This is a genomic window from Mycolicibacterium septicum DSM 44393, assembly GCF_000455325.1.
In the GTDB taxonomy this organism is placed as follows: Bacteria; Actinomycetota; Actinomycetes; order Mycobacteriales; family Mycobacteriaceae; genus Mycobacterium; species Mycobacterium septicum.
Genome location: NZ_HG322951.1, coordinates 1963695 through 1976787, shown reverse-complemented (window position 1 = coordinate 1976787; position 13093 = coordinate 1963695). Strand labels below are relative to the sequence as shown.

Annotated in this window: 8 protein-coding genes and 1 pseudogene; 3 read left to right on the top strand and 6 right to left on the bottom strand. The window is 69.1% G+C overall.

From position 1 onward, the window contains the following. Positions 1-33: 33 nt before the first annotated feature. Together adh and TX88_RS09290 are read right to left on the bottom strand one after the other, a co-directional pair. Positions 34-1557, bottom strand: coding sequence for an aldehyde dehydrogenase (adh, locus tag TX88_RS09295; RefSeq protein ID WP_044519242.1), 1524 nt, complete (start codon positions 1555-1557; stop codon positions 34-36). A gap of 139 nt (positions 1558-1696) precedes the next feature. Next, entirely contained in the window at positions 1697-3001 is a 1305-nt protein-coding gene (locus TX88_RS09290; RefSeq protein WP_209447045.1) for a helix-turn-helix domain-containing protein, read from the bottom strand. Between the two features lie 286 nt (positions 3002-3287). Here TX88_RS09290 and TX88_RS09285 point away from each other — a divergent pair. Next, positions 3288-4692: pseudogene (locus TX88_RS09285) on the top strand (DEAD/DEAH box helicase). Positions 4693-4774: 82 nt separating this feature from the next. On the opposite strand, the gene TX88_RS09280 reads toward TX88_RS09285, so the two are convergent. The 4 genes from TX88_RS09280 to TX88_RS09265 form a co-directional block, all read right to left on the bottom strand. After that, complete coding sequence (locus TX88_RS09280) at positions 4775-5071, bottom strand: WXG100 family type VII secretion target (protein ID WP_044516273.1); 297 nt, start codon at positions 5069-5071, stop codon at positions 4775-4777. 12 nt (positions 5072-5083) lie between these two features. Next, positions 5084-5407 carry a WXG100 family type VII secretion target gene (locus TX88_RS09275; RefSeq protein WP_044516272.1) on the bottom strand — a complete coding sequence of 108 codons (324 nt, stop codon included), beginning with the start codon at positions 5405-5407 and terminating at the stop codon, positions 5084-5086. 79 nt (positions 5408-5486) lie between these two features. Then, positions 5487-6614 carry a type VII secretion-associated protein gene (locus TX88_RS09270; protein WP_244438393.1) on the bottom strand — a complete coding sequence of 376 codons (1128 nt, stop codon included), beginning with the start codon at positions 6612-6614 and terminating at the stop codon, positions 5487-5489. Between the two features lie 26 nt (positions 6615-6640). After that, on the bottom strand, positions 6641-10414 hold the full coding sequence (locus TX88_RS09265; protein ID WP_044516269.1) for a type VII secretion protein EccC: 3774 nt from the start codon (positions 10412-10414) through the stop codon (positions 6641-6643). A 121-nt stretch (positions 10415-10535) separates the two neighbouring features. Between TX88_RS09265 and eccD the strand changes: the two genes are divergently transcribed. Both eccD and mycP read left to right on the top strand, forming a co-directional pair. Further along, the gene (gene eccD, locus TX88_RS09260; protein WP_044516267.1) at positions 10536-11882 is read left to right on the top strand and encodes a type VII secretion integral membrane protein EccD; all 1347 of its coding nucleotides are present in this window, start codon (positions 10536-10538) and stop codon (positions 11880-11882) included. Further along, a partial coding sequence (gene mycP / locus TX88_RS09255; protein WP_044516266.1) for a type VII secretion-associated serine protease mycosin occupies positions 11879-13093 on the top strand: 1215 nt, incomplete at its 3' end. The genes eccD and mycP, both read left to right, overlap by 4 nt.

Below are 13093 nucleotides of genomic sequence, written 5' to 3'. Positions count from 1 at the left end.
CCTTTCCGGGCCTGACTCGTCGACCTCGACGGTCTAGAAGAAGCCCTGGGCCTTGTTGGCGTAACTCACCAGCAGGTTCTTGGTCTGCTGGTAGTGATCGAGCATCATCTTGTGGTTCTCGCGGCCGATGCCGGACTGCTTGTAGCCGCCGAACGCCGCATGCGCGGGGTAGGCGTGGTAGCAGTTGGTCCACACCCGGCCGGCCTTGATGTCCCGGCCTGCGCGGTATGCGGTGTTGCCGTTGCGGCTCCACACACCGGCACCCAGGCCGTAGAGGGTGTCGTTGGCGATCGAGATGGCGTCGTCGTAATCCTTGAACGACGTCACGGCGACGACCGGGCCGAAGATCTCCTCCTGGAACAGCCGCATCTTGTTGTGCCCGGTGAAGATCGTCGGCGCCACGTAGAAGCCGCCGTTGAGGTCACCACCCAGATCGGCCCGCTCGCCACCGGTGATCAGTTGGGCGCCTTCGGTTTTCCCGATCTCGATGTAGGACAGGATCTTCTCCAGCTGATCGTTGGAGGCCTGTGCACCGATCATGGTCTCGGTGTCCAGCGGGTCACCCTGCCGCACCGCCTTGGTGCGGATGGCGGCCAATTCCAGGAACTCGTCGTAGATGTCGGCCTGGATCAGCGACCGCGACGGGCAGGTGCACACCTCACCCTGGTTCAGGGCGAACATGGTGAACCCTTCCAGGGCCTTGTCCTGGAAATCGTCGGCGGCGGCCAGCACGTCGGAGAAGAAGATGTTCGGGCTCTTGCCGCCCAGCTCCAGCGTCACCGGGATCAGGTTCTGGCTGGCGTACTGCATGATCAGCCGGCCCGTGGTGGTCTCACCGGTGAAGGCGATCTTGGCGATCCGGTTGCTCGAGGCCAGCGGCTTGCCGCACTCGACACCGAACCCGTTGACCACGTTGACCACACCGGCGGGCAGCAGGTCCCCGATCACCGACATCAGGTAGAGCACCGAAACCGGGGTCTGCTCAGCGGGTTTGAGCACCACCGCGTTGCCGGCGGCCAGCGCCGGGGCCAGCTTCCACACGGCCATGAGGATCGGGAAGTTCCAGGGGATGATCTGGCCGACCACGCCGAGCGGCTCGTGGAAGTGGTAGGCGACGGTGTCCTCGTCGATCTGCGAGAGCGAGCCTTCCTGGGCGCGCAGCACACCGGCGAAGTACCGGAAGTGGTCGACCGCCAGCGGGATGTCGGCGTTCAGCGTCTCGCGGATCGGCTTGCCGTTGTCCCACGACTCGGCCAGCGCGATGGATTCGAGGTTCTCCTCGATCCGGTCGGCGATCTTGTTGAGGACGACGGCCCGCTCGGCCGGCGAGGTCTTGCCCCAGGCCCGCGCGGCGGCGTGGGCGGCGTCCAGCGCCTTCTCGACGTCGGCCTCGGTGGAGCGGGCCACCTCGCAGAAGACCTGACCGGTGACCGGGGTCGGGTTCTCGAAGTAGCGGCCCTCGGCGGGCGCGACCCACTCTCCACCGATGTAGTTGTCGTAGCGGGCCTCGAACGACATCAGGGCGCCTTCGGCACCCGGACGTGCATAAACAGTCATGGCAATCTCCTGCATCGGACACCAGATGTGTCGGTCATCACTAAAGGTAGTCAGCAGTAGGTTGCAGCACAGTTGCACTGATCAAAAGCAACGTTGCACGCGTCGGCGGGCCGACAATTCGGCACGTCCGTGGACCGGATCAGGCCAGCTCGGAGTCGATTCCCGCCAGGTGGCCGCGGGCCTGCGCCCGCGCCAGCGGGTCCGCCTCGGCGTGGTCGTGCAGCACCCGCCAGCCCTGCCGGTCGTCACGGCCGTCGGGCAGCGCCAGCCAGCGCCGCAGCAGGCTCAGGCTGCCCCCGGCCAGCACCGCTTCGCGCAGGCTCGCGCTCAGCTCGGTGCGCAGCCGCGCGACGGCCGGGGACACCGATTGCGGCAACAACGCCCCCGTGTAGGCGTCCAGGGCGGCCGAGACGTTGCCGGCCTGCAACGCGTCGAACACATCGCCCATATCGCTGGCCACCGGCGCCAGCAACCGGTACGGCCGCGACTCGATGTAGCTGCTGCCGATGACCCGGCGCAGCCGGGACACCTCGGCCCGCACGGTGACCACGTCGAGGTCCTTGTCGTCGAGCAGCATGGCCAGGTGATCGGCACTCAACCCCTCGGGGTGCCGGATCAGCAGGACCAGGATGTCGGCGTGCCGCCCGGTCAGCCCGCTGGATTCGGGCCGGCCCGCGGCGTCGGTCACCTGCCAGCGCGGGCGGTCGGCGCCCAGCACTGTCAACCGTGCCCCCTCGGGGGCGGCCGGTGCGATGGGCCCGGTGAGACGCAGCAGGGCCAGCTGGTTCTCGACCGCGACCGCGGTGGCCCTGACCAGCGCCAATGTCTGTGGCGTCGCGACCGCGGACCCGCCGGTCAGGTCGATGGCGCCCAGCAGCACCCCGGTGGCCGGGTCGTGGACGGGCACCGCGGTGCAACTCCAGGAGTGCACGGTGCGGGAGAAGTGTTCGGACCCGAGGATCTGCAGTTCGCGGTCCAGCGCCAGCGCGGTGCCCGGCGCATTGGTTCCGGCCGCCCGCTCGCTCCAGTCCGAGCCGGGCACGAAGTTCATCGCCTCGGCCTTGCGGCGCACGCCCGGGTCTCCCTCGACCCACAGTAGGGTGCCGTCGGCCGCGGTGATCGCCACCACCACCCCCGCGCCGACGGCGTCGTCGACCAGCAGGCGACGGATCAGCGGCAGGGTGGGCGCGAGCGGATGGGTGTTGCGCAATTCGGTCAGCGCCGCCGCGGCGGCGGCCGCCCGGGTGCCCAGATCGGGGTCGACGCCGGTGGCCAGGCTGCGTTGCCAGCTCTCCATGATGACGCGGCGCACCGGGGTGGAATCCAGGGAATCGGCGTCGACCTGGCCCTCGATGAACAGGTCATGGATAGCGCGCACCTTCGCGGGCAGTGCCCGGGCAGACATCCGGCCTCCCGCGTTGCTCGATGCGGCCACGGCGATCATCTCTCCCGGCGTCGGGCCATTCGGTATGGCATTCACGCGTAACCGCCAGGATAGTTGACCAGCCCGACCTGTGATGGATACCACCGGCAGGTCAACCAGCAGAAATCGGGGAATCCACCCCGCTACCCGTATAGTTGGGGCACGGCGGCTTGTCTGTTCTGCCTTTGCCGCCTTCTCGATCGTCACACCGAGCGCCGCGAGATCTCACTCGCGCCGGGCAGGACGACCGCCCTCTATTTTTTTCGGAGCTTTCATTTTGTCTGTCCAAGAAACCCCTGGCACCGCTGTGCCCACATTCGCTGAACTCGGCCTGCCCGCCGAGATCGTCGCGACCCTGGCCTCGAACGGAGTCCAGAACCCGTTCCCGATCCAGGCCGCGACCCTGCCTGATTCACTCAAGGGCCGCGACGTCCTCGGCCGTGGCCGCACCGGCTCCGGCAAGACCTACGCGTTCCTGTTGCCCCTGGTGGCGCGGTTGGCGACCAGCGGCACCCGGCGGGCACCGAACCGGCCGCGCGCGCTGATCCTGGCGCCGACCCGCGAACTGGTCACCCAGATCGAAGCCTCGCTGGCCCCGTTGGCCGCGGCAACCGGCCTGCGGTCGGTCAACATCTTCGGTGGCGTGGGCGCCAACCCGCAGATCTCCGCGCTGCGCGGCGGCGTGGACATCGTGATCGCCTGCCCGGGCCGGCTCGAAGACCACATGCGGTCGGGCCACGCCGACCTGTCCGCAGTCGAGGTCACCGTGCTCGACGAGGCCGACCACATGGCCGACCTCGGCTTCCTGCCCGGCGTGAAGCGACTGCTGGACCGGACCCCGAAAGACTGCCAGCGCCTGCTGTTCTCGGCCACCCTTGATGCCGGCGTCGATGTGCTGGTCAAGCGCTACCTGCACGACCCGGTGGTGCACAGCGTCGATTCGGCGCAGTCCCCGGTGACCGCGATGGTGCACCACGTGCTGCACGTGGACAACGCCGCACGGGTCAACGTGGTGGCCGACCTGGCCGCCGCCCCGGGCCGCACCATCGTGTTCGCCCGCACCAAGCACGGCGCGAAAAAACCTGACCCGTCAGCTCAATTCGCGTGGCGTGTCGGCAGTTGAGCTGCACGGCAACCTGTCTCAGAATGCCCGCACCCGCAACCTGACCGCGTTCTCCGACGGATCGGCGGCAGTGCTGGTGGCCACCGACATCGCCGCCCGCGGTATCCACGTCGACGACGTCAGCCTCGTCGTGCACGCCGACCCGCCGGTCGAGCACAAGGCCTACCTGCACCGGTCCGGGCGCACCGCCCGCGCCGGGAACGAGGGCACCGTGGTGACCCTCATGCACGACGCGCAGGTTTCCGATGTCCGCACCCTGACCAAGAAGGCCGGGGTCAAGCCCACGATCACCCGGGTGAACGGGACCGATCATCCGGTGCTTCGCGAGATCGCCCCCGGTGAGCGCGTTTTCGGTGATCCGATTCGTCCCGAGCCGGTCGCCCAGGCCGCTCCGGCGCCGCGGCGCCAGGGCAACAGGTCCGGGCAGCCGGGCAAGTCGGGTCAGCAGCAGGGTCGCAACCGTCCGAACGGGTCCTCCCGCAACGGCGGCGGACCGTCGGCCCGTTCCGGGGCCGGCGCAGGCGCAGGCGGACAACAGCGCGGTGGTGGACACCGCCGTCCCCGCCGCGACTCCGGCTCGGGCCGCTAGCCCCAACTAGACACAAAGTGTGCGGTCCCGTTCGGTCCTCTCCACCGAACGGGACCGCACATGTCTTCGGGGCTGACCGGCCTCAGGCTCCCCACGCGTTGGCGGCACTGCGGTCGGTGGCGGCCACCTCGTCGGCACCGTCACGCACCGCATTGCCCAGGGAGAACAGGATGTCGTTGAGTGCCGCCGCGGCCTGGTTCCATCGGGCCTGCTCGACGGCATAGGCCTGCGCCGCTTCACGAGTCCAGACCTGCTGCAGAGGCGCGATCTGCGAACGCAATTCGTCGAGGGCGGCGTTGAACCGGCGCGAGGTGGTGTGGATCTCCTGACGGACCGAGTACTCGATCTCGCCGAAGTCGTAGGACAGAACGTGATCCATCGCCGGCTCCGATCAGATTCCGTCGCCGACGGCGCCGAGTCGCTGCGCGTGCGTGTCGGCAGCGGCGCGCAGGGTGCGCTCGTTGATCCGGATGGTCTCGGCGATCCGGACCAGCGTGGTGTGCAGGGTCAGCGATTCCCCGTTCCAGCGGTCGACCACGTCACGGAACCGCACCGCAGCCGCACCGCCCCATACTGACGGCGGCACACTGCTCATCTTCCCGATGAACGTCTGCAGCATGGCCCGGACGTCGTCGTTGAGGACGTCGATCCGGCCGGCCACGCGCGTCATCACATCGAGGTCGGTGCCCAACGGCCCCGTCAGTCCTGGTGACATGTCCTCTGACCCCCTTTGGTCTTGTCTTGCGGGATATATCAATTCGACGCAGCGCGACCCACTTTGGTTCCACCCGATTTCAGAACGCCGCGTGCGCTGAGCGGGTGGCGGCCTCACACGCCACCCGCACCGCCTCCGCTTGCCCCGGGGCACTCTGGCACCCGACCGCGATGCGCACCGCGCCATCGACGAACACCGCCCAACGAATTTCCCTCCCGGCGCGGACCTCCCGGTAGCTGACCACCGGACGCGCAGCGACGACCGCGGACGGGTCGAAGTCGACGAACACCCCCGCGGGCTGTTCCCGCAGAGCCCGCTGCAGGGTGTCCGCCACCGCGCCCTGCGCGACCCCGGATTGAGTCAGATGAATCATCATCTGCGGGTCGGACGGCGAAACCACCTGAACCCGAGCCGATCCCGGTCCGTCGGTGATCCGCCGGACGGACCACTCCGCCGGGATCTGCATGCCGACCCGGCCCTCGACCAGGATCGTCATCGCCACGGCGTCCGCCGGGTCGCCGCGAGTGGCGAAGGCGACGACGCCCAGCACCACTGCCAGGGCCGCTGCGGCACCGACCGCCACCCGGCCCGCCCGCGTACCGGCCTGCCCGGCGCCGGCAGGAACATCAGGGGTGTGCGGGGTGCTCGGTTCAGCGCGCCACGTCTGGGGCCCGGCCAAGGTGACCGTTGCGCCCCGGCCGCGCAATCCGGCCATCACCGCGTTACCCAACGTGGCTGCTCCGGCCACCTCCGGCGGCGCATCAACGGCTACTTCGGCCGATACCCCGGCAATGGCTGTCACCGTGCGTATCACCGCCTCCGGGTCCAGATCGTCCTCAGCGTGGCGGGCCAGAGTGACGCTTCGGGCATCGGCGCCCGACACCATGACGACCTCGTCGGCGATCTCCACCACGGCCCAGGATGCACACGACAACGCCGCACTCAGGGCCTGAACCCGCTGTATCACAACCACTTCAGCACCTGAGCGCATCGCGGCGGCCTGCACCCGATCACGCCGATCGGCGGTCCACCAGGTCGGGCATACCAGGACGAGATCCCGAGCCCCGGCACGCGCCGCGGAGAGCACGTCGACCCACAGCTCCGATACCGCAACGGGTTCGTCATCGACCAGGGTGATCTCGTCGTCGATACTCGCCACTGCGACCGCGGCGAGGTCCGAGACCGCGCCGGGTCCGCGCACGGTCACCGGGCCCACCTCGACGACGGCCGGCCTCACCCCGGATCGACCCCGTCGGGCAGCGTGACCTGGACCAACTGATCGGGCGCCGAGCGGGTGATCAGTGTGCCGCGTCCCGGCGGAAGCCGAACCGGCCGTGCCGATCCCAGCAGGACACCGTCGTCGGGGCTCGCGCTCATCATCAGGCCCATGCAACCGAGGTCCTTCACCCCGGCCAGGACCGGGTCGAACATCGCCCGCGCCGCACCTCCGGAGCGGCGGGCCAGCACCAGGTGCAGTCCGAGGTCACGGGCATGCGGCAGGTAGTGCAACAGCGGCGAGAGCGGACTCGTCCCGCCGCCGGTCACCAAGTCGTAATCGTCGACCACGACATAGAGTTCCGGTCCGGTCCACCACGAGCGGTCGCGGAGCTGCCGCTGGGCCACCTCGGGCCCGGGCATCCGGTTCCGCAGTGTCTCAAGCACTCTCGGCAGCGCTATATCCAGTGCCCCGGCAGAGGACGCATATCCGGCAAGATGCTCCGATTCGACCGCTCCCAGCAGGGCGCGGCGGAAGTCCACGATGAGCAGTTGCACATTCGACGGATCGTTAACGGCCACCAAGTCGCGGCACAAGGCGCGCAGCGCGGTGGACTTGCCGCAACCGGTGTCACCGAGGATCATCAGATCGGGCTGGGCGGCGAAATCGACCAACACCGGGGCGAGTTCGCGTTCACCGACACCGAGCAGCACTTCGGTGGCGGGCCGGGCCCGCGGCGTCGGGCCCAGCTCGGGCCGGCGCACCCGCGTCGGCAACAACCGGACAGCGGGCGCTCGGGCGTCACCGTACTGGGCGCGCAGGGTGTCTCCGACCCGCGTCAGTGACGTACCGATGCCGGCATCGCTCGGAGTGCCGTCCAACCGGGGCAGCGCGATCAGCAGCTCGCGGCCCTCACGGGTCAGGCCCCGCCCCGGCGCACTCTGGACGAGCAGCCGGGCGCGTTTGCGGTCCATCTCGGATTCGGCCGGATCACCGAGCCGCAGTTCGATGCGGGTTCCCAACTGGTCCTTGAGCGCCGGACGGAACTCCGCCCACCGGGAAGCCGTCACCACGACATGGACTCCGAGCGAAAGCCCCTGCACGGTGAGTGCGGTGATCGATGGCTCCAGGGAGTCGAGTTCTGCGCGGAACGTCGACCAACCGTCGATGATCAGGAACACATCGCCGAACGGATCATCGATGTCCCCGCCACCACGCCGTATCCGGTATTCAGCCATGGACCCGATGCCGAGGGCGGTGAACCGCGCTTCACGGGCGCTCACCAGCGCATGCAGCTCGGCAACGGTGCGCCGGACCAGATCGGTGTCGGCACGCCCGGCCACCGCACCCACGTGTGGCAGCGCCCGCAGTGCATTCAATGCTCCCCCACCGAAGTCCAGACAATAGATCGCGAGGTCACGGGGATGGTGAGTGGCGGCCAGCGCGACCGCCAATGTCTTGACAGCCGTGGACTTTCCGGACTGGGGACCACCGACGATCGCCACGTTGCCCTCGGCGCCGCCCAGCTCCAGCATCAGTCGGTCCCGGCGCTGCTCGAAAGGACGGTCGATCAGGCCGATCGCTACCTCCAGCGGCTCCGAATCGGACAACAGCACGTCGCTGAGCGGGACGGCACGCGGCAGCGGGGGCAGCCACACCTGATGCGCCGGTGTCCCATGCCCGGCCAGCCGGTCGACAACCTGCTGCAGCACTGTGGTCGTCGCCGGTACGGCGGGCCGAGGATCGGCCCCCGCCCAGGACCCGGTGAATCGCCGCGGCCGCAACGGCGCCTGCGGTATTTGCGACAGCGATTCGGGTACTGTGCTCGGGGCCGAGACGAACGCGGTCTGGAACCTGATGATCTCGCCGGACGGTGTCTTGAGATAGGCCGCTCCCGGGGTGTTGGGCAACTCGTACGCGTCCGCGACACCGAGCACCGATCGGGATTCGTTGGGCGAGAAGGTCTTGAGGCACACCCGGTATGACAGGTGGCTGTCCAGCCCGCGAAGCCTGCCCTCGTCGAGTCGCTGGCTGGCCAACAGCAGGTGTATGCCCAGTGAGCGCCCGAGCCGGCCGATCGCCACGAACAACTCGGCGAAATCCGGGTGCTGCTGGAGAAGTTCGGAGAATTCGTCCACCACGATCAGCAGCGCGGGCAATGCGGGCAGATCCGTCCGGCGCCGGTACTCGGCGATGTTGGACAGGTTTCCGGCCGCCCGAAGCAACTCCTGGCGACGGGTCATCTCCCCGGCGAGCGCATCGGCCATCCGGGTCACCAGCAACTCCTCCTCGGCCAGATTGGTGATCAGCGCGCTGATGTGGCGCGCCCGCTGCAGGCCGAGAAACGTTGCACCGCCTTTGAAATCCACGAGGATCAGGTTCAGCTCCTCGGGTGAATGCGTGGTGATCAGCCCCAGCACCAACGTCCGCAGGAACTCCGATTTCCCCGACCCGGTGGCTCCGACACAGAGCCCGTGCGGGCCCATGCCGTCATGCGCGGCTTCCTTGAGGTCGAGGTGCAGCGGAGCGCCATCCGCACATCGGCCGACCGGAACGCGAAGGAACCGCTGGGGATCCGATGTCGACCAGTTGTTCGGCGGTTCGATGGCGGCCGGATCGCCGATACCGATCAGCGCCGGCCAACCGGAGTCGTCGGGTACCGGCGCGCACCGGTACCGTGCGAGCCTCCGCGCACACGTGATGGCCTGCTCCTGGCTCATCTGATCGGGCTGTAGCGGAGCGACTTCGCATCGCACCACGTCGGCGCCCAGGTCCAGATGCAGATCGGAGCGGGCGATTGCGGCAGCGTCGGCCGGGCCGACGACGCTCACCAGCGTGACACCCGCACCGGGCACCGGTGTCGCCGCCGACGCGGTGGCGGAGTCGACGATGACGACAGTGTGCACCGGGGGCGCCGCGGCAGGTAGGTCGGCAAGGGTGCTCAGCCGCAGCGCAGTGGCCGCAGCGCGACCGTCGGGATACCAATGATGGGCAAGCCATTTCAACCACTCCCAGTCCGCCGTCGTCGATCCGTCGACCACGGCGGCGATGCGGACGTGTCGCGGGCTGTGGGCCACGGCCAGTTGGCAGACCACGGCCCGCAGTAGGGCCCGGGCCGATGCGCGCGGCCCGCTCACGGTCACGTGACCGAGCCTGCACAGGTTCACCGTCACCGGGGCGTCAGCGACCAACGACCGACGCCGGATCAGTTGTGCCAGAGCCGATGCCGTCACCGGATCTGAATCGCGCCCGAGATCGGTACCCCCGGCGACCAGCCGCGTGGACAGCGGCCGGTCCCCCACTCCGATCCGCACCTCGCAGAATTTAGGGTCACCGGGCCGGCGCTTCCACATCCGCGCGCCCCCCGCCAACGTCCACAACCGTCCCGGTGTGGGGTGTTCCGCAGTCAGGGCCAGCCACTGAGAAAGGGCGGTTTCTCCGGTCGCGGCGTCGATCCCGTCCAGGTACCGGAGATACTCGCAGCGGTCCCGGTGGAGCTGTGATGCGCGGCCGTTGCCCCGGAAGCTGTAGGCGACCGTGCCGATCGCCGACACCGCCATCATGATCGGGAACATCATGGACGCCGGACCCCGCGAGGCAAACGCGCCCGAGGTTGCGTACACCGCGATCATGCCCGCCACCGCCACCACGAGCACCAGCGGCAACAGCCTGGTCAACGGGCTGACCGGAGTGTGGCGAGGCAGCGCGGGCGGCGCATCGATCACCACCTCCCCAGTCTGTTCGGCTGCCGGGAGCGCGCGGGTAGTGGTTGGTGTGCGGATGGGTTCCATCGACGTTTGGACGCGCGCCGGGCCGGTCGGGTTCCCCTTTCGCGCCGAAATTTTGGTGCGCAGGGGTGCATGCCGGGTCAGTTAGCGTGACATGCATCGGCGTCTACCGGGGGGTGATGCGATGCCGGATTCGTTGCGCCACGTATCGGTTCATTGCGGGTCTTCGGCCGAAGCCGGAAACGCTGCCACGGTTGACCTGGCCCTGCCCGCCGCGATGACTGTCGGCGAACTGCTGCCATGGATCGTCGATGCACTCGGCGCAGGGGACGGCACACCACGCCAATGGCAGCTGGCACACCTCGGCGGCCGCCACCTGGATGACTCAGCCACCCTGGTGCAGAACGATATTCAAGACGGCGATCTGCTGGTGCTGGCCGGCTACTGCGAACAGCCCTCACCCGAGTGGCCACCGATCGGCGCGCCGACCTTCACCTCGACCGATGACCGCCTCCCCGTCGGACTGCGAATCGCCGCCTGCTTGTCGGCCTGCACACTGGGACTCCTGGCATTGATGTTGGCCGGGCTCGGCAGCGAGGGACCGGATCGTCTCGCCGCCATCGCGGTGGTGACTGTCGCGGTGATGGCCATCGCCGTGTCCGCACCTCGCCTGGGTCTGAGTTCGGCCGTGATTGCGACGCTCGACGTCGCGGCTGTGGCGTCCGTTGCGGTTCTGGGATTTCTCATAGTTCCGGGCGGGCCCGCGCCGGCGAATCTCTTTCTCGCCACGACGGCCGCGGGATCGGCGGGCGCGGTGCTGATCCGGGTATCCGGTGACAGTCGGCAGATCCTGCTCGCGGTCGTGACGGTCGCCGGGTTGCTTGCCCTGCCCGCGGGTTTCGCAGTGCTGTGGCCGCCGGCCACAACGGTGTGGGGTGCGGTGGTGGGCGCGCTCGGGCTGGGCCTGCTGCCATTTGCCCCGCGATTGTCCATCGCTCTCGCCGGCCTGACGCCTCCGGTGCCCGGGTACCCCGTTGCGGAGGATGAAGTGGCGGCTGACGAAGAATCGGACGCCGAAGCACGTGCCCTCCACGGGCACCGGAACCTCGTGAGCCTGGTAGCCGGCTGTTCGGTCGCCGCCGCACTGGGCACCACGATCCTCGCGCTCGCCGGTGCTCGACGGGTCAGCGCCGTCGAGGTGGTGTTCGCCGCGACCGTGGGCGTGGCCCTGCTGCTGCGCTCACGTACCTACGCGTCCGGGCACTGCCGCACAGCTCCGACGATCTGCGGATTTCTCTCGCTCACTGCGGCTTTCGCCCTCATGGTGGCATGGGATCCCACGCGGGGCAGTTGGGCGGGCATCCTCGCTGTGAGTGCCGGTGTGGCCGTGCTCTGGCCGGTCACGGTCCAGAGTCCCGTGGCAGCGCGGCTCGCCGATGCCGTCGAATACGGAGCACTGGCCGCGGTGGTGCCGTTGGCGTGTTGGCTCGCCGGTGCCTTCGACCTCGTCCGCGACCTGGGATTGCGGTGAAACGTTCGGGCCGGTTGATCGTGGCGTTGGTCGCCGGGCTTCCGCTGCTGTCCGTGGCGCCGGCCGCTGCGGTCGTACCACCCGCGGTCGATGCTACCCTGCTGCCGCGACCCGCTCCGCCGGCGCCCGTCATACCCACCGAGCAGCGCCAGCCTTGCTACCAATCCGCGGTCGGCCTCACCGGCGCGGCGGGCAGCCCAGTGAATCTGGACGCGGTGTGGCCGCTTTCTCGTGGCGAGGGCCAGAAGATCGCGGTGATCGATACCGGGGTCGCCCGGCATCGATTGCTGCCGCGCCTGATCGGCGGCGGCGATTATGTGTCCCACGGTGACGGCACCGCGGATTGCGATGGTCACGGCACGATCGTCGCCGGAATCGCCGCCGCCGCACCGAGCGCCGGTTTCAGCGGGGTTGCCCCCGATGCCGCCATCCTGTCAATCCGGCAGTCGAGCAACAAGTTCGCCGCAGACGGTGGGGCCACCGGTGTCGGAGACCTCGAAACCCTCGCCATGGCGGTCCGTACCGCGGCCGATCTCGGCGCGACCGTCATCAACATCTCGTCTCCTGCGTGCGTACCCGCCACCGAAGCACCCGACGACCGCGCCCTCGGCGCTGCGCTGAGCTACGCCGTCGACGTGCGCAACGTCGTGGTGGTCGTCGCGGCGGGCAACGTCGGCGCGGGCTGCACCCAACAGGACGGTCCGGTCGGGCCGCCCGGCGAACCCGACTGGAACAGCGTGCGCTCGGTGTCCAGCCCCGCCTGGTACGACGACCTGGTGTTGTGCGTCGGATCGGTCGGGTCCAGCGGCGCCGCATCGGTTTTCAGCCTGGCCGGTCCGTGGGTGGATGTGGCCGCCCCCGGCGAAAACCTCGTGTCGCTGCATCCCGACGGCGAGCAGTTGATCCGCACCGTCGGACGCGAAGCCCCGATTTCGGGGACCAGCTACGCCGCGCCAGTCGTCGCCGGGATCGCCGCACTGGTGCGCTCCCGATTTCCTCAGTTGAGCGCACGAGAGGTGATGCGCCGCATCGAGGACACCGCACGCCCGCCGGCCGACCGCTGGAATCCGTACGTGGGGCACGGCGTCGTCGACGCCCTGGCCGCGGTCAGTGACAGCACAACGCCGCCCGCATCCGCGCCGACCGCTCCGGTTTCGGTGGCACCGACTGTCCCGGTACCCATCGATCCCCTGCCGCGGCGCATCGCCTTC